We start from the raw sequence: 23,920 nt of genomic DNA on the forward strand, positions 1-23,920 counted from the left end.
GTTTCTGACTGGCTTAAGTCGAATAGCATCATTTTTGTTCCGAGCCGCTGAGCTGCCATAATTGAAGAGTTAAGTAACTCCGCCACGGCGCAGCCTTGCTCGGGCTAACTGGAAACTGCTTTGCCATTTTCTTAACTATAAGGTCACCCTCTAGGTAAATATCAGGGTCACGCTCGCCTCGCATCTTAATATAATCGACTGTCCAAGGCCCAATACCTTTTATCGCTAAAATTTGAGCATAGCTTGGCTGTTGGTTGGCTAAAAAAAGCTGAGCAAAATTCCTTAATGCGTTTTTTCTCGTCTGCGGCATGCCAAGAAAATCTAAATGGCTGTTAGCCACCGACTTTGCGCTTGGAAAACAATATTTGTCAGCACCGTCAATGCTGCACTTTTCTCCCAGGTGATTAACCAGTACTGTTAGCTGACCAATTGCTGCCTTCACACTCACCTGTTGACCTAAAATAGCCCGACAGCCACTTTCAAACAGGCTCCATGCGCTAGGCAAACGCAGTCCATCAACAAGTTGCTGCTTTATTAATCCTGCTTGAAGTAACCCTCGCTCTATCAACATTGGATCAGCGTTTAGATCTAGCATAGCTTTTATATTTTCAATAACGCGGTAAAGCGGCGTAAAGCTATTCAAACTGACCGTGACTTCAAAACCTCGCTTTTGTGCGTTGTGACGGGCGCAAAAGTGGCCTTTCACGCCTTCAAATTCAAACCAGCGCTGGTAAGTATTATCAGTAACGGATTCCATTTCATTTACGGCGCGAAGAGCTAAAAAGTCTCTTACATGTGGCCAATTGTAAGGTGGGCGATAAGACAAAGACAAAGCAACCTTGTTACCCCCCTCATTCGTCGTCTTCCTTAGTGCCGTTGGTGTTGTTTTGCAATACTGCTGAACCACTCTTTGCAGTTGGCGCTGCGACGACATCCCGCAGCTTAGTGCAATATCAATTAAAGGTAAGCGAGTTTGTTGTACCAATTGCTTTGCAAATAATGCCTGCTGCATCGCTTGAAACTGCTTTGGTGACAGACCGATGGCAGCTGTTATCAGTTTGTTGAGATAGCGTTCGCTTATACCTAACCGAGATGCAATAGTGCTAATTGGCTGAGTAGGTATTTGTGAAAGAAGTGACGTAGCTCGGTTTATTGTAGTTTCGGCTCCATACCACGCGGCAGAGTGCGGCGCGCTGTCGGGGCGACATCGAAAACAAGGTCGATAACCGTCTGCCATAGCTTGGGCCGCAAGGGAGTAATACGTGACGTTTGCTTCATTAGGCAATTTGGCTGGGCAAACTGGACGACAGAAAATACCCGTGGTTTTTACCGCAACAAAAAAGCGACCGTCGAATCGCGCATCTCTGCTACACCTTGCTGCGGCATAAACTTGGCGCTGAACCTGGTCAGAAATGAACACGTTAACTCCTTACGCTGGCTTGCTCGGATGACTATTTTTATAAATGAGTACTGAGTTTAACCTTATATAGCAGTATTTAGGCGACAAAATCGGAACTTACCATCGAGTAAGAGTCATTGCTTGCCAGTCGGTGCGCAATAATCATTAAAGGGGAGTGTGTGACTTGGGCTTAGAGCCACTTTTCACTCACATTTGATAATTGAACAACCTATACGCATAATATTGCCATTCTTATTATGACTGCTGAGCTTTCATTTACTGAAAGCTCCGCCCAACGAGCTGACTGTATGCTATCTACTTTGCGCATTTTGATGTCGCGCTTTTTTTTAATGTGCGTAATGCCCATGTGGCTGCTTTACCCACATATTGCATCTGCTGACTGGCTCGACAACTATGCAAACTATGTTAAAAAAGAGGCGAACAAATACAACGTACCCGGCTATGCCTTTGTGTTTTACGAGCAGGGTAAAACGCCAAGAGTTTATGTCTATGGTAAAACACGCAAAAAAGGCGGCACTAAAGTAACCAAAGACACCGTGTTTCGTCTTGCCTCGGTTTCAAAAACATTTACCGCGTTACTTAGCGCTAAATTAGTAGAACGCAATCAGCTCGCGTGGAATACGTCTATTAACACGCTGCTCCCAGATATTCCTTTTAACGGAAAAGGGACAGACACTCTAGAGTTACAGCACATCGTTGGCCAATCTAGCGGCTTTATGCCCAATGCGTACGATAACTTAATTGAAGCCGATTACTCTTTAGAGCGCGTTCTTAAATCGCTAGGCGAGCTCGAGCCGCTGTGTAAACCCGGCGACTGCTATACCTACCAAAATGCTCTATTCGGCGCGTTAGAATATTACTTTAGCAAGCAAGACACCTCTTATTCGAGTCAAATTCAGTCGTATCTATTTTCACCACTTGGGATGACATCTTCTAGCGTAGGAAAAGGTGGCTTATTAGCCTCAGACTCTTGGGCCAGGCCGCACATAGCCATAGCACGTAACAAGTGGCATGAGGGCAAAGTAGAAAGTAATTACTATCGCTTTTCACCGGCAGCTGGGGTTAACGCCAGCATTTACGATATGACCATTTATCTGCAGGCGCTGTTAGGTGAATTTCCCACTGTTATTTCAAAAGAAATGGTTGAATACGTAACAACCGAGCGGGTTCGCACTAAACGTGAAACCTATCGCCGCGGCTGGCGAGGTATGATAGACGACGCACACTACGGCCTAGGCTGGCGCATATATGATCTCGATGGAAAAAAACTGAATTATCACGGCGGCTGGGTTAAGGGGTATCGCGCAGATGTTGCGTTTATGCCAGAGAAAAAAGCCGGGTATGTCATGCTGATGAATGCAGAATCAAATATGATTAATAACACAACTGCCGAGCTGTGGAAGCGCTTTTTAAAGCAAGCCGGTGACTAACGCCACCGGCAATAGCAAGCTATCTACTGCTTGAGATAAGTGTAACCGCTTAAACATTTTTCATAAAAATCTGTCCAGCGAACACCTTCTCTAGGATTGAGCTTTCCATCCCACACATGTCTGTCAATCAGGCGTTTTACATCAGATGCCATAGCCCGAGGGTTATACTGCATAACATTCAGTACGTCCTCAACCGATGAGCCTTTCACCACTTCTTCAATGTAAAAGTCTTCTGGGTCATCGTCGTAGCTGTAAATATGCACTTCGTTCAAACGGCCAAAAAGATTGTGCATGTCGCCCATTACATCTTGATAAGCCCCTGTTAAAAACAGCCCAACGTAGTAAGGCTCGTCTTGTTTTAAGGGGTGCATGGGCAGCACATCAGTAATTTCTCTGCCAATAGTAAACTGGTCAATCTTTCCGTCGCTATCACAGGTTATATCAACCAGTGAGCAGTTTACTGTAGGCTCTTCATTCATTCTCGTCAGTGGAACTACAGGCAGAAGTTGATCAATAGCCCAAGTGTCTGCCGCCGACTGAAACACAGAGAAGTTACACAGGTATTGTGATGACAAGCTGTAATCAAGCTCTTGTAACTCTTCGGGAACGTATTCCTCTTTACGATACCAAGTTTGCAATCTGCCCATTATTTGCCAATACAGTGTTTCTATCTTGGCCAATTCCTCTAATGGAATAACGCGCAATTTAAAGGCGTCGAGGGCCTGCTCTTTGTATTGCGAAGCGTCGTTATACACTTCGTGCATGTTTTCTTGTTCGTCGAAGGTTTCCGCAAGCTCTCGTATATTCTTCAAGAAAAAGTGCTCGCCTTCTTTTGCAGATGTGTCCATATCGGCGGCATTAGACTTAATTTCACCCACAATTTCGGTAATAACACAGCTGTGATGTGCGGTAATGGCACGGCCACTTTCACTCACTAAATGAGGATGAGGAACGCCTTCCAGATCGCACATTTCTTTCATGCCGTATACAACATCAGCTACATATTCTTGCATACTGTAGTTACGCGAAGACTCGTTGGTTGAGTTACTTCCATCGTAATCAATACCTAAGCCACCGCCTACATCGACATAGTCTAAAGCGAAGCCCATTTTATGCAGATCGGCATAAATACGTGCGCCCTCAGTAACGGCTTCTTTGACAGCGCGGATATCGGTTAACTGACTGCCAATGTGAAAATGTAATAGCTTGAGGCAATGGGCCATGCCCTGCTCTTCTAAATAGCGCGCCGCGTTAATTATCTCGGTAATGGTTAGGCCGAACTTTGCTCGCTCGCCGCCAGAACTTTCCCACTTACCGCGACCTTTTACCGTCATTTTTGAGCGAACGCCAATAATAGGATCGATATCCAGCTCTTTTGCCACTTTCACAAGTAATAGTAGTTCGGTAAATTTCTCAACTACCACAACTACCTTGCGCCCAAGCTTGCGACCTAGTAACGCCAAACGCATTACTTCATCATCTTTGTAACCATTTAAGATGGTGAGCGACTCTTCATTAGTGTTCATTGCCAGTACGGTGAGAAGCTCTGCTTTTGACCCAGCTTCTAGCCCATAGTTGTAAGGTTTGCCTGCATCAACAATTTCCTCAACCACTTCGCGCATCTGGTTTACCTTAACCGGGTAAACACCTTGATACTCGCCTTGATATTCAGCTTCTGTGATCGATTTTCGAAAGGCTTTATTTAATCCAGCCACTTGCGAGCGCAAGATATCGTGAAAACGAACAACCACAGGAAATTGCACACCTTCTTTGCGAATATCTTCGATAACCGAATTGAAGTCGATGCGAATACTGGGATCTTCAGGCACGGGGGTAATATGAACGTTGCCATTTTCACCTATCTGAAAATAGCCGCCGCCCCATTGAGAAACGCCATAAACGCGCTCTGCTTCCTCGATACTCCAATTTGACAATGTAGTCACCTTTTAACAGTGCGCTAGGAAACACCTAGCAAATGAGTGCAAAAATAAGCCGCGTATTATAGACAACATCGCAAATGTTGCGATGTAAAATATCGATTGTGTCGAATAATTATATTTATCGCATTACTCCGTTTACGGAGTTGCGGTATGTACCCACGATTTTACGTATGCCATCGTACTTGGTTCAACTCTCTCGCTTGCTAACCCTAAAAACACCCCTGCATCTTGCGTGCGTTCAAGGACAAAAGCTTCATTTACGAAATACTTTTTTGCAATATGATCCGCGTTGGTATTTTCATCTTCCAGCCACAACTCGCTTAACTGATTTCTGCGATCTAGCTGAATAGGCTGTCTAATACGACTGTCAATTTCTGAGTCTGGAGTCGACCAGGCTCTAATATCCACTAGTAGATGAAACGGTTTACCGTTTCGTTTCTGCAGTGTAGTCGTCAGCTCTCCCAAGTAACTTATATTTGTGGCTGTATCCCAGTGGCCTCGAAGTGTTACCAAAATACAATTTTGATAGGTTTCGATGTCAAAAGTACGTTTAGACGGGAATTCACTCATTACAGGGTTTCAGCTTGGTATCGGTGGCAATATAGAAGCGTGATGTTAGAACGGAATCAGACGTTTAACAACCTCGAAAAAATATATCTTCTTTTAGCCAGAAATTGGTCATAGATGAAAGTAATGTGTGCCTTCAAAAACATAACAATGCTATTGAAAGCACACCTTAGCGCTCTTTCTTTTTAAATGTTGCGATTACCAATAAAGCACGCAAACGTTAAGTTTAATCCGTGAACAACTTAGTCGTCACCAAACTCACGAATAATACTGTTTATGGTTTCCTTCGCATCACCCAGCACCATTCGCGTGTTTTCTTTAAAGAATAACGGGTTATCTACACCTGCAAAGCCTGCAATAGCAGAACGCTTAAGTACAAAGACTGTTTTGGCGCGATATGCTTCAATAACCGGCATACCGTATATGGGGCTACCTTTCATCTCTTTTGCCGCAGGGTTAACAACGTCGTTAGCACCTATAACAATAACCACGTCATAATTCTCCATGCGTGGGTTAACGTCGTCCATTTCGTATAGCTGATCGTAAGGCACGTCTGCTTCCGCTAGCAGTACGTTCATATGTCCCGGCATACGTCCGGCAACGGCATGAATAGCATAATCGACGGTACATCCGTTTTCCTCAAGCAATGACTGGAGTTCACGAACAGCGTGCTGCGCTTGCGCTACCGCCATACCGTACCCAGGAACAACCAGCACGGCCTGGGCAGCTTCTAGCACGTAAAACGCATCCTGCGCCGCCAACACTTTTATCTCACCTTCAATTTTCTCGCCCGCCTCAACAGGTGTCGAAAATCCTGAAAGCAACACATTCATAAGCGAACGGTTCATGGCTTTACACATAATATTGGTAAGAATTAGCCCAGACGCACCTACTAATAGACCGGTAACGATGAGAATAGTATTACCTGTAGCCAAACCGGCAGCAGATGCAGCAATACCTGAATAGCTGTTCAGCAGAGCGATTACCACCGGCATATCTGCGCCACCGATAGATATGGTAGCCAGTAAACCAAAGCTTAGTGCTAAAGCAATGGCGCAATACAACCACAGCGTATTAGCAGGGTCTGTAGCAAACAAATAGCCAATACCCACCATAGCAATTAGATGAAAGATACTTAGTTCACGTAAGCCAGTGAAAATAACAGCCTTTGAACTCAACTTCCCAGACAGCTTACCCCAAGCGATAACCGAGCCTGAAAACGTGACTCCCCCTACCAAAATAGTGAAAAAGAGAGTTAAGAACGTAAACACGCTGGCTGTATTTAATGCCATCGTACTCATGCTTGATAATGTGGCCCAACCCAACAACAGCGAGGCTGCACCGCCAAAACCATTAAACAAAGACACCATTTCTGGCATTGACGTCATCTCTACGGTTTTTGCTTTCCACGCGCCATAGGCACCGCCGATGACAAAACCAAGCAGAATGAAGTGATAGCTTATAATTTGCTGGTCGAGCAAGGTTACAATAACCGCAATGAGCATACCCACTGCCGAAATAAAGTTACCTTTTTTAGCGGTATCTGGATGACTTAATAATTTAAGACCGAGTATAAATAGTGCCGCAGCAACTACGTACGCTAGGTTTATAGTGGTTACAATATTGTTCACTTGCGTACTCCCTATTTATTCTTTTTCTTGAACATGCTTAACATGCGATCGGTCACTAAGTATCCGCCCACTACGTTGATGCTTGCCAGCGCTACTGCCACGGTTCCAAGTACCGTAGTTAACACACTATTGTCACTACCCGACGCCACTAAAGCGCCCACAAGCGTGATGCCCGATATTGCGTTAGAACCAGACATAAGTGGCGTATGTAATGTAGCGGGTACTTTTCGAATAAGCTCAAAACCGAGAAAACCTGCTAGTACCACAATAAAAAGTAAGTATATGATTTCCATGATTACGCCCCTTTGTAAGTAGTTAGCAGCATGTCATTGGTTACGCTTCCCTGATGGGTAATAACACAGCCGGCGAGAATGTCGTCCTCCAAATTTAGGTTGAAGGTGTTGGTTTCAGTATCGAAGAACTCGTCTACTAAGTTATAAATATTGTTGGCATACATGTCGGTAGCCGCCCTTGCTACAAACTGGCTCCAGTAACCATCACCAATCACATTTACACCGTTAACTAAGGTCGTTTTTCCGGGTTCTGAACCTTCAACATTACCGCCCGAGGTTGCAGCCATGTCTACCACAACACTGCCTGGCTTCATTAATGCCAACGTATCTTTTGAGATAAGCACCGGGGGTTTGCGCCCAAATAATTGCGCCGTGGTAATAACAATATCGGAATCAGCAATGGCATCTCGCTGAGCCTCCTGCTGTTTGGCTTTTTGCTCTTCGGTGAGTTCTTTGGCATAGCCATCTTTTGTTTGACCAGTTTCACCAATATCAATCTTAAGGAACTTGCCGCCTAACGACTCAACCTGTTCTGCCACTACCTCTCGGGTATCATAGGCAAGTACATTTGCGCCAAGACGCTTGGCTGTGGCAATTGCCTGAAGCCCGGCTACGCCTGCGCCAATAATAAACACTTTTGCCGGTTTAATGGTGCCTGAAGGCGTCATCATCATGGGTAAAATTGAGGGGAGCAGACTAGCGGCCTGCATAACCATGACGTATCCCGCTAGGCTTGCCTGCGAACTTAGTGCGTCCATTTTTTGCGCTCGAGATGAACGAGGGATCATTTCAACGGAAATAGCGGTTAGCTGCTTTTGCGCAATAGATTCAATAAGCGGTTGTTGAAAGAAAGGGTCAAGATGGCCTACCACAATGGCCCCTTTTTTCATCAACGCCAATTGAGATTCACTGGGCTTATTCACCGCCACTAACATATCTGCTGATGATATTGACTCATTCACATCGCTAATGACAGATACACCTACACCTTCGTATTCTTTATCAGAATAACCAGATAGTAAGCCAGCACCTGCCTCGAGTGTTATAGACAGCCCTTTCTTCACTAACCGCTGCGCACTTGATGGCGTTACAGCGCAACGCTTTTCCACCTTGTTCAGCGGATCAGGCGTTTTTGATTCATTTAACACGATGATTTTCACACGCTTCTCCTTATTAGTAGGCTCTTCGAGCATGACACCTTTTGTTACTGGCCAAGCTATTTTATTCACTTATGCTGATCATTTTTTGACTTAATTAAACGGTCGTTTGAATTTTTATTAACTAACCGAGCTCGACAAGGTTGTTTAATTTTTACTCTAAACCTTGTTAAACATACGCTTCAAAGATATTTATTACCAAAATTTTAATCTTTAATTACATAACTATAATTTATATGAAATTCTATTATGTTTATTTCACCGGTCTTATTTTTGGTTATCAAAGGGGAGGAATGAGGCATGAAGGTTATTTTTTGCACAGCCGTAAAGGTATAAAAAATGAACCGGCTGTGGCAGAGCAGCGCTATATACAAAACGTGAAATTGATAAAAAGGTGAGTAATTCTTTTTTGCTGTGATGTGATCAGTTAGTCGGATTAAAACGTTAACTCAGTAATTGCTAGAGATCATGCGCTACAAACCGTGTATTACTTAGCGTTTATTAAACCGAAAATAAAACAAAAAATACACCATAACCAGAGTACACAGCCGTTATTTGCTTTTAAAAAAATGCACTGCGCGCCGTGAGGAGAAAAAATAGTGTTTGGGCTTTTTAAATCGAATCCGTCAAAGAAAATGCGAAAAGAATACGACCAGCTTCTAGAGCGAGCCATGCTTGCGCAAAGGAAGGGCGATATAAAAACGTATTCTATGCTCACTGCAGAATCTGAAGAGCTGTGGAAGAAAATAGAAGCAGCGGAAAAGCAGCAGTAATTCTTTTCTTCTGCTTTTGCTATGTGAATTGGAACCTTCATTTCGCATTGTAGTTTAGATAACCGTATACTAGCGCCTTCGTTGCGATAACCTAAACAAGGGCGCTGAGTATCATGGTATTTCGTTTTTTCATAACGATGTTATACGGCATCGTTTTTACATCATCCTTTTTCCATAAAAGCGCGCAGGCCATCGAAGCCGGTCAATATTATTATTTCATTTCAGAAAAGTGTGCCCCCCGAGGCCCACAATCCCCAGAAGAAAGAGGCGCAGTGACTCCCGATCTCATGCTGTTTGAAGTAGTCCCATCGGGTATTAGTGACTATTTTGTTCGTATGAATACAGATGCCCTTATTCACTACACCGAAATAGGGCAACGCTATTTATCGGATTTAGAAGAAGAGCAAGTTTACACGGCGGGAGAAGAGAGCAGCGAAGGAAAAAAAGTCATTCATCACGACTTTATGCTACAGCGCGAAGCGATAGACTTAAAAACCCTTATTGCCACCCTCAATGGTTTTTCACAACAGCAGACTGAAAAAGGGTATTACTTTCGCACAATTCTGGCTCTGCCCAACGAAAACGCGCGTTTTAAAGCCGTCACGCGGTTGCGATTAACAGAAAGCGAAGCCGCTAATCGCATGCTGCTTACTGACTATTCCACCAGCTATTATCTTTTAGATAACGCTGGAAAAGCAGAGAACACGCCATTTATTAGTGTCGACCACTACGCAGCCATGCGAGAGAACATACACGAATTTAATAGCCCCTATCATGCCTTTACAAAAGAGCAGGTATGCGGAGAAAAGTGGGAGTCGGGAATTTAAGGGCGTTAACGTAAGAAGTATTAATTATTGCGATACAGGGTTTTGATAATATGGAAACCAAAACGGGTTTTTACTGGCCCGTGCACTTTTAACACTTCTTTTTTAAACACAACATCATCGAACGCTTTTACCATTTGCCCGCGACGGAACTCCCCCAAATCGCCACCGCGTTTTCCCGATGGGCATGTTGAATGCTTTTTAGCCAGTGCGCCGAAATTTTTGCCTTTTTTCAGCTGCTCTAAAATAGAAAGGGCCTCTTTTTCGGTTTTTACCAGAATATGTACCGCTGCTGCTGTTGCCATGACAATGCCCATTAGCGTTGAATATTTACGCCTCAGAGTATAACCCAGAGCAACGCTTAGCGTAAGCATACGAATAACCGCTAGGCAGTATTTCAATTTTGCTGAATAGGTTTACTTTTTAGCGCAAATTCCGCTAACGTAGGTCGAGAACAAAATTTGGACAATAAAAATAATGAAACGATTTTTTAAATGGATTGGCGTTGGCTTAGTAGCCATAATCGCTTTAGGCGGCAGCTTTGCTGCTCACGAATGGTATGCAGATAAACCTTTTTACTTTAACAACTCTTAACCGAGAAATGGTAAAAGTAGCGTTTGATAGCCCGGAAACACTTACCTCTTTGGGGTTTTTAGAGTCGGTAGGCATTAAAGGGCACAACGCTAAGCTAGATGATGCTAGCCCCGAAAAAAGTGAGGAGCTTTATAACAAGGCTCGTAATATTAGAAGCATCATCGAGAATTACGATGATGATGACTTAAGCAAAGATGAGTTACTTTCCAAGAAGATTACCCTTTACCTTCTTGATTACCTTCTCACTAATGAGCCCTTTAAATATCACACCTACCCTGTAAACCAACTTTTTGGGGTGCAAAATGGGTACCCCAGCTTTATGCAGGGGCAGCATCAAATTAAAGATGAGACCGACGTTGAGAACTATCTCAGCCGCTTAGAAGCAGTTGACGAAAAGTTTGCGCAGGTATTGGAAGGCCTTAAACTACGTGAAGATAAAGGCATTATTCCGCCTCGCTTTGTTATCGAACGCGTGCTTGATGAAATGAACGGGTTTATTTCATCACCGCTTAACGAGAACATTCTTTACAGCTCGCTAAAAGAAAAAATGGCAGATATAGAGTCACTGTCCCAAGAGCAGCAAGACGACTTTTTAGCCAAAGCGGAAGCGCGAATTAATGATGATGTAAATCGTGCTTATCAGCTATTCATCGACTATTTCACAACACTTAAAACCAAAGCGGGCACAGATGACGGATACTGGCATTTGCCCGATGGCGATAAGGTATACGCCAACGCCCTTCGCTTTTTCACTACCACCGATATGACCGCAGACGAAATTCATAATATTGGCTTAAAAGAGGTAGCTAGAATTCAAGGTGAAATGCTGAAAATTCTTGCAGACGAAGGATACGACACCTCTCAAGGCTTCACTACTGCCATGGACGCATTAGCCTCTGATCCTTCTCACTATTATGAAGACAGTGATGCGGGCCGTGAGCAAATACTGAAAGACTATCAAATCATTCTTGATGAAATTGAAGAGGGTATGAGCGAGGTTTTTCGCATTCGTCCTAAGGCAGGCATGGAAGTAGTTCGTATTCCTGAGTTTAAAGAAAAAATCGCACCTGGCGCGTATTATCAGCAGCCAGCCATAGATGGCTCTAGGCCGGGTCGCTTTTTCGCAAACCTTTACGACATAAAGGCAACACCCAAATACAGCATGCGAACGCTGGCCTATCACGAAGGCATTCCAGGCCATCACTTCCAAATAGCGCTAGCAATGGAAATTGAGGGCATGCCCTTTATTCGTAAAATGTCGCCATTCACTGCTTACACAGAAGGATGGGCGTTGTACTCAGAATATTTAGCGTGGGAAATGGGCTTTCAAGAAAATCCATTGGATAATCTTGGTCGACTTCAAGCGGAACTGTTCAGAGCGGTGCGCCTAGTGGTAGACACGGGTATTCACGATAAACGCTGGACACGAGAAGAGGCTATCGACTACATGGTAAATAATACGGGTATGGCGCTGAGTGACGTTACCTCAGAAATTGAGCGTTATATTGTTATGCCTGGCCAGGCTACTTCATACAAAGTAGGCATGCTTAAGATTTTGGAGCTAAGAGAGAAGGCGAAAAATGCCTTAGGCGATAAGTTCGACTTACGCGATTTTCACGATGTGGTACTGAAAAATGGGGCTGTTCCTCTTTCTATTTTAGAGGAATTAATCGACGCCTACATTGAAGACACTAAAAGCACATAACTACGGTTTAGTAAGCATTTAAAGATAAGCCTGCATTGCAGGCTTAAAATATACACACATAAAAAAGGCGCTAACTTCACAAAGAAGTAGCGCCCTTTCTTTAAGCGTTAAGCTTAGGGGATGATTACATCATGCCGCCCATACCGCCCATGCCGCCCATATCAGGCATTGCAGGAGCTGCTTCGTCTTTAGGTAGTTCAGCCACCATTGCTTCGGTAGTTATCATTAGTGAAGCAATTGACGATGCAAACTGAAGTGCAGAGCGCGTTACTTTAGTTGGGTCAAGAATACCCATCTCTAGCATGTCGCCGTACGTGTCGTTTGCAGCATTGTAGCCGTAGTTTCCTTCGCCGCCTTTTACTGCGTTGATAACAACAGACGCTTCTGCACCTGCGTTAGACGCGATTTGACGTAGAGGAGCTTCCATAGCACGTAGCGCAAGTTTGATACCTACAGTTTGGTCTTCGTTGTCGCCTGTTAGCTCGTCAAGCTTAGAAGCCGCGCGAACTAGTGCAACACCACCACCAGGTACAACGCCTTCTTCAACCGCAGCGCGAGTTGCGTGTAGCGCATCTTCAACGCGGTCTTTCTTCTCTTTCATTTCTACTTCAGTAGCTGCACCAACTTTAATTACTGCAACACCGCCAGAAAGCTTAGCTAAACGCTCTTGAAGCTTTTCTTTGTCGTAGTCTGAAGACGACTCTTCAATTTGACCTTTGATTTGAGCACAACGGCCTTCAATCGCTTCTTCGTCGCCGTTACCGTCAACAACAGTAGTATTGTCTTTGTTGATAACTACACGCTTAGCAGTACCTAGGTCTTCAAGCTGAACTTTTTCAAGGTCTAGACCAATCTCTTCAGAGATAACTGTACCGCCAGTTAATACCGCGATGTCTTGAAGCATTGCTTTGCGACGGTCGCCGAAACCAGGTGCTTTAACTGCAGCTACTTTCACAATGCCGCGCATGTTGTTTACAACCAATGTTGCTAGCGCTTCGCCTTCAACATCTTCAGCCATGATAAGTAGCGGCTTGCCGCCCTTCGCTACTGCTTCTAGAGTAGGAAGTAGTTCACGGATGTTAGAGATTTTCTTATCAACCAATAGAATGTACGGGCTGTCTAGTTCAACAGTACCGTTTTCTTGATTGTTGATGAAGTATGGAGAAAGGTAACCACGGTCGAACTGCATACCTTCAACAACGTCTAGTTCGTTTTGAAGTGCTTGACCTTCTTCTACAGTGATAACGCCTTCTTTACCTACTTTTTCCATTGCTTGAGCAATGATGTCACCTACTTCTGCGTCTGAGTTAGCAGAAATAGTACCTACTTGGGCAATAGACTTGCTGTCTGCACAATCTGTAGAAAGTGCTTTTAGCTCAGCAACAGCTGCAATTACTGCTTTATCGATACCGCGCTTAAGATCCATTGGGTTCATACCCGCTGCAACAGACTTAAGACCTTCAGTTACGATTGATTGCGCTAGAACAGTAGCGGTAGTTGTACCGTCACCCGCTTCGTCGTTCGCTTTAGAGGCTACTTCTTTCACCATCTGAGCGCCCATGTTCTCAAACTTGTCTTCAAGCTCGATCTCTTTGGCTACAGATACACCATCTTTAGTGATAGTAGGTGCACCGAAAGACTTGTCTAAAACAACGTTACGGCCTTTAGGACCTAGTGTTACTTTTACTGCATTTGCTAGCGTGTTTACGCCTTTGAGCATTTTTGTGCGAGCGTCGTCACCAAAACGTACTTCTTTAGCTGCCATGATTCAATTCCTCTCTAATTCGGTTAGTCGTAAGTCGTTATTACTCAACAATTGCTAGGATGTCGCTTTCGCTAAGGATAAGCACTTCTTCACCGTCTAGCTTTTCTGTTTTAACGCCGTAACCGTCACTAAAAATAACAGTGTCGCCAACTTTAACGTCTAGCGCTTTAATTTCGCCATTTTCTAGTATGCGACCGTTACCCACAGCGATTACTTCACCGCGAGTTGATTTTTCTGCTGCAGAACCAGTCAGAACGATACCGCCTGCAGATTTGCTTTCTTGCTCTGCGCGTTTAATGATTACGCGGTCGTGTAAAGGACGAATTGCCATTTTCAAGTCTCCTGAAAATTCCACTATTCAAAGTTAATTATCAACATTCAACCTTTTGAATGTTGAGTGCCTGGATGCCCATTGCTGAGCAGTTAAACTGTTGTCTGCACCGATAGATGGGGTAGTACCTATTCAAGTTCAAGTGTTTTTCAGCAAAAAAATGTAAAAAAATTGATTTTTTTAATAAATAGCGGTGTTTTCAAAGGTGGGACGGTTCATCACTTATCCACAAAGTGAGTGAACCGGTAAGTTGAAGCAGCAAAAACATGGCAAATTATGATTGAACAGAAGCCGATAAATAGCCTTCAAAGCTCTTGTCTGTATTTATTTAAGGCTACTTAAGGCGCTTATCTTCGTCGTTTTGTGTGTTGTCGGTATATTCACCCTCGATAACGCCGTCTGAATCTTTCTTATCTGAGTGAAAAGGCGAGTTGCCCTGGTCATCGCCAAACGGGCTACCGGAGAAAGGGTTTTGCTGCTGATGGGAGTGAAACCCACCTGCGCTAGCTCCGCCCGGCATAACCACGCGCATTTTCATATGCTTACTAACTTGAGAGGCCAACAGATGTCGTGACCCTGGCATTACGAATAAAAAACCTAATATATCTGTTACAAACCCTGGTGTTACTAACAAAACGCCAGCGATCACCAACATTAAGCCTTCAACCAGCTCTTTGCCTGGCACCTCGTTACGCTGCATTTTTGCCTGTGCAGTTTGAAGTGTCGCAATTCCTTCGCGTTTAACAAAATAAGCACCAATAAAGGCCGTTAAAATAACAATACCTATGGTATTCCAGCCACCGATAATACTGCCTACATTCACTAGAATGGCGATTTCTAGAATAGGGAGAAGGGCAAATAATATAAATAAAACCCGCAAAATGCGTCCTCTTTTGTCACTATAAACAATGGAACTCGGGTACTATTTAATTGGCCGCTATTAAAGGGTGAATTTAATAGGTAACGTTTTCTCAGTACCGCGAAGTAAGTGATAGTTGTATGGCTTTAGAAACCGATCACAAGAAAAGGTTCGGTTTCTTTCGGTTAAACGGCTACATAGCGCGACCGACAACCACGGTTTATACTTTCACCGTGAAACAATACTGTTACTATATCGGTCTTAGTACGCACAAAGCAAATTTTGCCCATTTTTTGCGGGTAAAGTGTGTTTGTGACAGAGCACATTAATGCAAGAACATTAAGCGCAGATTATTTTCACGCCTTGCACTCTTTTTATACGAATAAACAGTATCAAGTAACGTTATAACTAAAGCGAGCAAGAGCGGATAGCAGTGAGTAAGTCAAAGTAAGAGTTCGTTACAATGCGCTCGCGCGCCAAATTCGCGATACATCTAGTATGTTAAAGCAACAGAATTAAACCAATAAAATTCAGCAATACAAATGAATAAAAGAAGTTGTCATCATGAATAATGTTTTACCCTTTTGTAAGCCTTCTTATCAGTCTGCATTTGATTCAATACGCCGTATGTTTATGGTTTTTACCTTGGCATTGTGCTCGATTATGTTGGCTACAAATACGGTGGCACAAACTAAATTCCCCGACAGTTTAGATGCGTCATTTTCTCAAGAACCTGAATTTTTAGATGTAGAACAAGCTTTTGTTTTCGACTTCAACCAAAAAAACAAAACGCTCTCCTTAACCTTTTCCATTGCAGACGGCTATTACCTGTATAAAAAGCAGTTTAAATACGTAGCGAAAGATGCCGAAATAGGGACAGCCTCCTATCCCAAAGGAGTTATGATTGAGGATGAGTTTTTCGGCGAGTCTGAGGTATTTTATAACAGTGTTGTGATTACACTGCCTATCGAGAACGCCTCATCTGACGGTATCGTTAAGGTTCGCTATCAAGGGTGTGCCGACGCAGGGCTTTGCTACCCGCCAACGATAAAAGTGGTTTACCTTAATGAGGTGATGGCCGAGGGGCAAGGCGCAAACGAGAGCAACGGATCCTCAGTGGAAAGTGAACAATTTTCGCTAGCAAATCAACTTATCAACAAAGAAAACTTGCCTCTTACTCTTTTATTATTTTTTGCCTTAGGCATTGGGCTTGCATTTACGCCCTGCGTTTTCCCTATGTACCCTATTGTGTCTGGTATTGTTATTGGGCAAGGAAAAACAAAAACACTGTCGCACTCTTTCTGGCTTACATTTGTTTATGTACAGGGCATGGCAATCACTTACTCTTTGCTTGGTCTTGTGGTAGCGGTGGCCGGCGCTCAATTTCAAGCGGCGCTGCAACACCCTGTAGTACTTGGTGTTTTCATTGCTTTATTTATCTCCTTGGCCGTTGCTTTGTTCGGCGGTTTTGAAATACAACTTCCCGCTAAATGGCAGGAAAAGCTGACATCGGCGAGCAATAACCAAACCCCGGGAAGCTTTGTGGGTGTTTTCATTATGGGCGTACTGTCTGGCCTTATTGCCTCGCCGTGTACCACCGCTCCGCTTACCGGAATTTTACTGTTCATTGCTCAAACAGGCGATATGACCTTAGGCTTTATCTCGCTCTACTTGCTCAGCATAGGGATGGGAATACCGCTTATTCTCTTTGGCGTAACGGGCGGAAAACTGCTGCCAAAAGCAGGCAACTGGATGAATGTTGTCAAGGTAACATTCGGGTTCATGATGCTCGCTGTCGCCATTGTATTTATAGAGCGCCTTTGGAACAGCGCCTTCTCCGATTTTTTATGGGCAGCTTTGGGCTTTGGCTTATTTGGCTATTACTGGTGGCTAAATCGCGCTACAGCAAACTCAATGATGAAGCTTGGGCGCGCTATATTAGTGGCAATAGGCATTATGGGCAGTGCAGGCATTGCTTATCAAACAGGCGAGAATGTGGGTCTTTGGGGAGAGAAAAAGGAACATCCTGAGTTTGTAAAAGCCAGAAACCTTAACGACCTTCAACAAAAAATTGCGGCGGCCAACGCTCAAGACAAAACCGTGATGGTAGACCTTTATGCCGATTGGTGCGTGGCGTGTAAAGAGTTTGAAAAATACACTTTCCCCGACCAGGGTGTGGTAACTGCACTAAACAATACAGTGTGGATGCAAATGGATCTCACTGATAACACGCCTGAACGCCAGGAAATTTTTGATGAATTTGAAGTGCTTGGTTTGCCAACTATCTTATTTTTCGATACGAGTGGAAAGGAAATTCGTCAATCACGGGTTACTGGCTTTATGGATGCCGAAGAGTTTGCTGAACATGTCAATAATGCACTTAACAAGTGAATGAGATTACCAAAAAATTCTCTAAACTCTAGGCGTTTAACAAGTAGATTAAAGGTAGTTGATTGCTCGCTTATATATTAAATGTCAGTTGTTGGATTTAAGGTTTTGATTAACACACTGAGCAGAACCACGATCATTTCGCTGATCTTAGCCTTTGCGTGCGCAATAGCAGCATTGCCGCTAAAGCTTGCAGCTCAGCAAATGAAGCCTTTGCAGCTTGAGGGCTGTTTTGACGAACGACGCTTTTGCATTGTGCTTAGTGAAAGCAATAAAGGAACCGGTCAGCAGAACCGCACCTATCGCATAGGTATAAAAAGACATCTAAACCTACCAGTTGCCGTTACGCTTTATTCTCCTGAACTAGGGCGCATGGCCCATGCAAACGCATTTTTGTTCGATGACAGTACTATTGAACTAGGTGAAACTTCATCACCCTCACGTTTTTGGTCAAACATGCGGGTTAAATGGACCGTGGGAGACATTAATGCATCTCATAACAATAATTATTCATACGCACCGCCCCTGCAGCCGCTAGAAAATTATCCTGTTGTACAGGGCGTGAACGGCAGCTTTAGTCACTTTGGTGCATCAAAATATGCTCTCGACTTCGGGGCAAAAAAAGGCACCCCCATTCTCGCAGCTCGTGGGGGAATTGTTATTGATACAAAGAGCAGTGGCAGAAAAGGCGGACCTACACCAGAGTTTGCAAAGTATGCCAACTATATTGCTATCTTGCACAGCGATGGCACTACCGGTGAATACTATCACCTGATGCATAACGGTGTTGCGGTAGCACGAGGCCAGCGCATCCAGGTAGGACAACTCATCGGATACACAGGAAATACTGGGTTTTCATCTGTACCCCACTTACATTTCGGTGTTTACGTTGCGAAATATCACGGTCGCTATGAAAGCGTTCCTTTTAAAATGAAACCGGTGAACGTAGACATAGAATAAAAGCAATATAACGCTCTATGCCAGGCATGGCACACCATCCGCTCGTTTCCACACAACATTTCATTAACAAAAAGCAATGCTGCGAATGACAGCCTGTAGCAAAAACTTTGCGCCTAAAACACCTGATTAGACCAGTATTTTGCTGCTAAATCTTTCTCTATCTCTATAATCACACTATAAATCACGAAACGGATCGAACTATTGGCTTTTTTTCGTGCAACTGAAACGGAAATTTGTTGAAATGACAAATACCGTGTCAATTACCCGAAGATAGCAGCAAATTAGATGAATATTTTGTTATTGAATGGCCCTAACTTAAATATGTTAGGTCAACGAGAGCCCGACAAGTATGGTACGCAGACGCTGCAGAACATCGTAGATGATTTGCAGGCTCAGGCTGCGTCTAGCGACGTTACGCTAACGCATTTTCAGTCTAACGCTGAACATGCGCTCATTGAGCGTATTCACAGCGCTATGGGCAACACAGATGCCATCATTATTAATCCCGCTGCTTTTACACACACAAGCATTGCCATTCGCGACGCGTTGCTCAGTGTAAGTATTCCGTTTATTGAAGTTCATTTGTCGAATGTTCACGCCCGTGAACCTTTTCGTCACCACTCCTATTTTTCTGATGTTGCAGCTGGCGTCATTGTTGGTCTTGGCCCTATGGGTTATTCGCTTGCGCTAACTGCAGCAGTCAATTTACCGAAATCGCAAAAATAACGCAGAGAAAGAACATGGATATTAGAAAGATAAAGAAACTCATCGAGCTAGTTGAAGAATCTGGTGTAGCTGAGCTAGAAATTACTGAAGGTGAAGAGTCGGTACGAATTCACCGTGGTCCAACTGGTGTTCAAGCGCCGGTAAACTATAGCTTTGCAGCTCCCGCTGCACCACAGCAAGCTCCAGCCCAAGCGCCTGCGGCACCTGAAGTCGCTGCACCTTCTGAACCAGCTGCACCTGAAGGCCATGTAGTTAAATCGCCTATGGTTGGTACTTTCTATCGTGCTTCATCACCTACTTCTAAAGCATTTGCTGAAGTAGGACAGCAGGTTAAAGTAGGCGATACTTTATGTATTGTTGAAGCTATGAAAATGATGAACCAAATTGAGTCTGACAAAGCCGGCGTTGTAAAAGCAATTTTAGTAGAGAACCAAGATCCGGTTGAATTTGACCAGCCAATGTTCATCATCGAATAAGTGAGCAATTCACAATGCTAGATAAAGTACTTATTGCCAACCGTGGTGAAATTGCCCTGCGAATTTTAAGAGCCTGTAAAGAATTGGGCATTAAAACCGTAGCTGTGCATTCCACTGCGGACAGAAATTTAAAGCACGTGTTGCTTGCCGACGAATCTATTTGTATCGGTAAAGCATCTGCGACCGAGAGCTATCTTAATATTCCGCGTATTATTGCAGCAGCAGAAGTTACAAACTCCATAGCAATCCACCCTGGCTATGGTTTTTTAGCAGAAAATGCAGACTTCGCCGAAGCGGTAGAAAAAAGCGGTTTTATCTTTATTGGACCTACAGCGGAAACCATTAACCTAATGGGTGATAAAGTATCTGCTATTAACGCTATGAAGAAAGCCGGCGTTCCTTGCGTACCAGGTTCAGATGGCCCGTTAACTGACGACGAAGAGCGCAACAAAGCCATAGCAAAGCGCATTGGATATCCAATTATTGTTAAAGCTGCTGGTGGCGGCGGCGGTCGTGGTATGCGTGTTGTGCGCAGCGAAAGCGAACTGGTAAAAGCAATTCAAACCACACAGGCAGAGGCTGGTTCAGCGTTTGGTAACCCGACGGTTTACATGGAAAAGTTCCTAGAAAACCCTCGTCACGTTGAAATTCAAGTGCTTGCTGACGGACAGGGCAATGCTATTCACTTAGGTGAGCGCGACTGTTCAATGCAGCGCCGCCATCAGAAAGTGGTAGAAGAAGCACCTGCACCAGGTATTTCAGAGCAAATGCGTGCAAAAATAGGCGACCGTTGTCGCAGAGCCTGTATTGAAATCAATTATCGAGGCGCTGGTACATTCGAATTCCTATATGAAAACGGCGAATTCTATTTTATTGAAATGAACACCCGTATTCAGGTAGAGCACCCTGTGTCAGAAATGATTACTGGCGTTGATTTGATAAAAGAGCAGCTTCGCATAGCAGCAGGTCAGCCGCTGTCTATCGACCAGTCTCAAATACAAATTCGCGGGCATGCAATCGAGTGTCGTATCAATGCTGAAGATCCAGAAACCTTCATCCCAAGCCCTGGACTCATTAATATGTTTCATGCGCCAGGTGGTTTAGGGATCCGCTGGGAGTCGCATATTTATGCTGGCTATACAGTTCCTCCTTTTTATGACTCGATGATTGGTAAGCTAATTGCCTACGGCGAAAGCCGTGACGAGGCCATCGCGCGCATGCGCCATGCTTTGGAAGAGATTGTGGTTGACGGTATTAAAACTAATATTCCACTACAAAGACGGATTATGGCCGATGAAAACTTCTTCGCGGGTGGTACTAATATTCACTACCTCGAAAAGAAACTGGGCTTAAACTAATCCCCCCTTTGGGCTGTATCGCAATGTTGGTGCAGCCCAATTTTACGTTTTTCCCCCTCTTTTCTATAATTGCTTAAAACTGTAATCTAAATCTAAAGTGACCCGCTTAAACCGGCTTTCTTAAAGTCTCTGAAACTACACTTCTGCACAATGTAGGATAAAGAAAGACAGTATCACTGCATTGATTCGCATTTTGCGATTACAACAATCAATTTTTACTGATTTTTATGTTTGATTACCATGAGTATACTTTTCTGCATTGAAAGACGTCTCCCACGTCATTGTTTTTTTCATGTGTGAATTACCTTATGGAGTTAATCTCCGCTTACGCCGATGCTATGCATCGGCTTAATTAGATGGTCCGCCTCACCTCTAAGCTAATCTTAGAGTTAGGCAATCAAAGAGGCGAACCATCATGTCTACTATTAAAGTTCTTGGAATCGATTTAGGCAAATCATCTTTTCACGTGATAGGCCGCGACTATTCAGATAATCAAATCATTCGCAAAAAATTTTCCCGCTCGGCACTCATTCACTATCTTCATCAATTAACGCCATGCACAATTGCTTTCGAAGCTTGTGGCGGTGCGCACTGGCTTGGCAGGCAGTGTGAGTTGATGGGGCATACGGTCAAACTAATCCCGCCACAATACGTAAAACCTTTCGTTAAAAGCAATAAGAATGATTTTATTGATGCAGAGGCCATATGCGAAGCATCAATAAGACCGAAAATGCGGTTTGTCAGCGTCAAATCAGAAGAAGCCCAGGTCATTTCAGCTATTCATAAAGCAAGGCATGGTTATGTCAAAGACAGAACAGCCTGCATGTCCCGTATAGGCTCCTTACTGCTGGAGTTTGGCATTGCACTTCCAACAGGCCATAGCGTAATGAAGCAACTGTTTAACTGGCTTTCACAGCAGCGGCAGGTCTTGCCAGGGTTACTTATGGAAGAGCTCATGGAGCTGCACGAATATTACCTGCTCCTTAACAGGAACATTGAGAGACAAGATAAAAAGCTAAAGCAACTGGTTGATACAAACCCGATAGGGCAGCTTCTTAAAACCATCCCAGGTATTGGCGATATGACCGCCAGCCTTTGTATTGCCAACATCAGTAGCGCTACGGATTTTAAAAACGGAAGAAACATGGCTGCATGGTTAGGGTTAGTTCCAGCGCAGTACTCAACTGGCGGTAAACCCAAATTACTGGGGATAAGCAAGCGGGGTAACAAAGAACTCCGAACCTTGTTTATCCATGCCGCCAGGGCGGTTATGTCCAGGCCGGATAAGACCGGAAAGATTTATGGCGAGTGGTTGATAAATTTACGCGCCACCAAGCCATTCAATGTTGTAACCGTTGCCCTGGCCAACAAACTGGCCCGAATAGCATGGGCAGTGATGAAAACAAAAAAAGCATTCAACAGCAAAGCGTTAGCACCGGGTTTGCAATGATAAATATGATGACGAAAACGGTAGAACCACTGGATTAAAACCTGACATAAAAAACAGCTCTCAGAAGCTTTCGGTTTTTTGAGGATAATCCAGCGCGGATCTCATCGTGGAGCGGGTTGCGAAAGCGCCTAAACAGACTCCGAATACATTAGCGCATAACCAACCCCGTTATCGAAATTAATCATTGCAATAACGAGGCGGACCATACATTTTTATGTCCGCATGTTGTCAGCAACCTCTGGGCTATGTAATTCCGCTCCACAAACGCCACCCAAAAAAAAGGCCCACCAAACGGTGGGCCAAACAGCAAAAACGCGTACACACTATAACAGTGCATCAGTCAATACGCCCCGTATTTTAGTGAAGTTCATATATATTAAATTACTTATTTTTAACCTCACAACCTTTAATAAGTGAATTGAGTTCTTTAGACTCGAGTTATTGCAAGGAAAAGAAATTTCATAAAGGAACAAATTTAAAAAACAGTCAATAACCTCTAAGGCAGTCTATGCAAAGTCGTTATACACAGCTCAAAGAAAAGCTTCCTATTTCAAGATTATCTGACGATGTCCTTCTCGCGCTTCGCGTTTTATATGATGACCCCCTCGACATCGTAGACCTTAAGCAAGACATCGACGACCTCACTGTTTATCCTGAGAGGCTTCATGATAGCTACCGCAAAGAGTGGGAAACTTACGTGCTTAAATCGCTAGCAGCAGAGCTTAAAAGTAATTGCGATTTATCTGCTTCTGAATATATTGAAAGCGTCATGCAACGCGTGGAGGACGTAGAACAAAACAGTGCGTCTTACGCAGCCTTTTTAGAAAAAGTTACTCAAGCCAAACAAATTAATGAATCTGGCAATACCCTTGTTTTTCCTAGCCCTTTTCGCCAGCAACTTATGGCCTTTTTACTCCCCGTTAGCACGGTAGACAAGTAGCGCCAATAGCGCATTATTTGTTGGCGCTTTTTACTTTGTACTGAGACGGGCAGTATCCTCGATCCACACCTTCTGGGCGCAAACTAGCATGTTTAGTTTTGCGGCCAGACACCCTTGCGCGCCAGTTCTTAAACGTTTTTTGTTTTAAGTTTTTACGCATAAGCTTAATGACTTCTTTTTCAGGTAGACCGTACAAACGTTCGATAGCCTCAAACGGCGTTCTATCTTCCCACGCCATCTCTATAACTCTCGACTGCTGTTCTTCATCTAACATAGCTATTCTCTCGTTGCAGACTGTTTACCGCTGTTGATACGAAATTTTACCGTCTTCGT

21 protein-coding genes and 1 pseudogene are annotated in these 23,920 nt (G+C 43.9%); 11 read left to right on the forward strand and 11 right to left on the reverse strand.

What is annotated here, in order from left to right; genetic code table 11:
- Positions 1-28: 28 nt before the first annotated feature.
- Positions 29-1,420, reverse strand: a complete 1,392-nt coding sequence (locus CW735_RS18425; RefSeq protein WP_083595336.1) for a DNA-3-methyladenine glycosylase 2 family protein — start codon at positions 1,418-1,420, stop codon at positions 29-31.
- Positions 1,421-1,731: 311 nt separating this feature from the next.
- Here CW735_RS18425 and CW735_RS18430 point away from each other — a divergent pair, with 311 nt between their 5' ends.
- Entirely contained in the window at positions 1,732-2,850 is a 1,119-nt protein-coding gene (locus CW735_RS18430) for a serine hydrolase domain-containing protein (protein ID WP_442855916.1), read from the forward strand.
- 23 nt (positions 2,851-2,873) lie between these two features.
- Here CW735_RS18430 and speA read toward each other — a convergent pair whose 3' ends face one another.
- From speA to CW735_RS18455, 5 genes are all read right to left on the reverse strand, one after another.
- A complete protein-coding gene (gene speA, locus CW735_RS18435; RefSeq protein ID WP_100973081.1) occupies positions 2,874-4,784 on the reverse strand; it encodes a biosynthetic arginine decarboxylase in 1,911 nt (636 codons plus the stop codon).
- 141 nt (positions 4,785-4,925) lie between these two features.
- Entirely contained in the window at positions 4,926-5,360 is a 435-nt protein-coding gene (locus CW735_RS18440; RefSeq protein WP_071980922.1) for a hypothetical protein, read from the reverse strand.
- 239 nt (positions 5,361-5,599) lie between these two features.
- Positions 5,600-6,988: an NAD(P)(+) transhydrogenase (Re/Si-specific) subunit beta gene (locus CW735_RS18445; RefSeq protein ID WP_100973082.1), complete on the reverse strand. Its 1,389-nt coding sequence runs from the start codon at positions 6,986-6,988 to the stop codon at positions 5,600-5,602.
- Between the two features lie 11 nt (positions 6,989-6,999).
- Entirely contained in the window at positions 7,000-7,281 is a 282-nt protein-coding gene (locus CW735_RS18450) for an NAD(P) transhydrogenase subunit alpha (RefSeq protein ID WP_071980924.1), read from the reverse strand.
- A gap of 2 nt (positions 7,282-7,283) precedes the next feature.
- Positions 7,284-8,441 (reverse strand): NAD(P) transhydrogenase subunit alpha, encoded by a 1,158-nt coding sequence (locus CW735_RS18455; RefSeq protein WP_071981392.1) that lies wholly within the window; start codon positions 8,439-8,441, stop codon positions 7,284-7,286.
- Between the two features lie 596 nt (positions 8,442-9,037).
- Between CW735_RS18455 and CW735_RS19670 the strand changes: the two genes are divergently transcribed.
- Complete coding sequence (locus CW735_RS19670; protein ID WP_152561612.1) at positions 9,038-9,211, forward strand: DUF6435 family protein; 174 nt, start codon at positions 9,038-9,040, stop codon at positions 9,209-9,211.
- 113 nt (positions 9,212-9,324) lie between these two features.
- Positions 9,325-10,038: a hypothetical protein gene (locus CW735_RS18460; protein WP_071980925.1), complete on the forward strand. Its 714-nt coding sequence runs from the start codon at positions 9,325-9,327 to the stop codon at positions 10,036-10,038.
- Between the two features lie 20 nt (positions 10,039-10,058).
- Here CW735_RS18460 and ppiC read toward each other — a convergent pair whose 3' ends face one another.
- Positions 10,059-10,340, reverse strand: a complete 282-nt coding sequence (gene ppiC / locus CW735_RS18465; RefSeq protein ID WP_032097769.1) for a peptidylprolyl isomerase PpiC — start codon at positions 10,338-10,340, stop codon at positions 10,059-10,061.
- 172 nt (positions 10,341-10,512) lie between these two features.
- Here ppiC and CW735_RS18470 point away from each other — a divergent pair.
- Positions 10,513-12,334, forward strand: a pseudogene (locus CW735_RS18470) (DUF885 domain-containing protein).
- A 124-nt stretch (positions 12,335-12,458) separates the two neighbouring features.
- On the opposite strand, the gene groL reads toward CW735_RS18470, so the two are convergent.
- The 3 genes from groL to CW735_RS18485 all read right to left on the reverse strand — a co-directional run bounded on the left by groL (position 12,459) and on the right by CW735_RS18485 (position 15,310).
- Positions 12,459-14,099 (reverse strand): chaperonin GroEL, encoded by a 1,641-nt coding sequence (gene groL / locus CW735_RS18475; protein WP_071980926.1) that lies wholly within the window; start codon positions 14,097-14,099, stop codon positions 12,459-12,461.
- Between the two features lie 40 nt (positions 14,100-14,139).
- Entirely contained in the window at positions 14,140-14,430 is a 291-nt protein-coding gene (locus tag CW735_RS18480) for a co-chaperone GroES (RefSeq protein WP_071980927.1), read from the reverse strand.
- Positions 14,431-14,764: 334 nt separating this feature from the next.
- Positions 14,765-15,310 carry an FxsA family protein gene (locus CW735_RS18485; protein WP_071980928.1) on the reverse strand — a complete coding sequence of 182 codons (546 nt, stop codon included), beginning with the start codon at positions 15,308-15,310 and terminating at the stop codon, positions 14,765-14,767.
- A 642-nt stretch (positions 15,311-15,952) separates the two neighbouring features.
- Between CW735_RS18485 and CW735_RS18490 the strand changes: the two genes are divergently transcribed.
- From CW735_RS18490 to CW735_RS18520, 7 genes are all read left to right on the forward strand, one after another.
- The gene (locus CW735_RS18490) at positions 15,953-17,680 is read left to right on the forward strand and encodes a protein-disulfide reductase DsbD (protein WP_232368434.1); all 1,728 of its coding nucleotides are present in this window, start codon (positions 15,953-15,955) and stop codon (positions 17,678-17,680) included.
- A 105-nt stretch (positions 17,681-17,785) separates the two neighbouring features.
- Positions 17,786-18,637, forward strand: coding sequence for a M23 family metallopeptidase (locus CW735_RS18495; RefSeq protein ID WP_232230522.1), 852 nt, complete (start codon positions 17,786-17,788; stop codon positions 18,635-18,637).
- 285 nt (positions 18,638-18,922) lie between these two features.
- On the forward strand, positions 18,923-19,363 hold the full coding sequence (aroQ, locus tag CW735_RS18500; RefSeq protein WP_071980930.1) for a type II 3-dehydroquinate dehydratase: 441 nt from the start codon (positions 18,923-18,925) through the stop codon (positions 19,361-19,363).
- Between the two features lie 14 nt (positions 19,364-19,377).
- Positions 19,378-19,839, forward strand: coding sequence for an acetyl-CoA carboxylase biotin carboxyl carrier protein (gene accB, locus CW735_RS18505; RefSeq protein WP_071980931.1), 462 nt, complete (start codon positions 19,378-19,380; stop codon positions 19,837-19,839).
- A 14-nt stretch (positions 19,840-19,853) separates the two neighbouring features.
- Positions 19,854-21,197, forward strand: a complete 1,344-nt coding sequence (gene accC, locus CW735_RS18510) for an acetyl-CoA carboxylase biotin carboxylase subunit (RefSeq protein WP_100973083.1) — start codon at positions 19,854-19,856, stop codon at positions 21,195-21,197.
- A 415-nt stretch (positions 21,198-21,612) separates the two neighbouring features.
- A complete protein-coding gene (locus tag CW735_RS18515) occupies positions 21,613-22,647 on the forward strand; it encodes an IS110 family transposase (RefSeq protein WP_100970746.1) in 1,035 nt (344 codons plus the stop codon).
- A 508-nt stretch (positions 22,648-23,155) separates the two neighbouring features.
- Entirely contained in the window at positions 23,156-23,587 is a 432-nt protein-coding gene (locus CW735_RS18520; RefSeq protein WP_071980933.1) for a hypothetical protein, read from the forward strand.
- A 13-nt stretch (positions 23,588-23,600) separates the two neighbouring features.
- On the opposite strand, the gene CW735_RS18525 is transcribed toward CW735_RS18520, so the two are convergent.
- Positions 23,601-23,861, reverse strand: coding sequence for a TIGR03643 family protein (locus tag CW735_RS18525; protein ID WP_071980934.1), 261 nt, complete (start codon positions 23,859-23,861; stop codon positions 23,601-23,603).
- Positions 23,862-23,920: the final 59 nt, after the last annotated feature.

It is taken from the genome of Alteromonas sp. MB-3u-76 (assembly GCF_002831605.1).
GTDB classification, from domain to species: domain Bacteria; phylum Pseudomonadota; class Gammaproteobacteria; order Enterobacterales; family Alteromonadaceae; genus Alteromonas; species Alteromonas hispanica.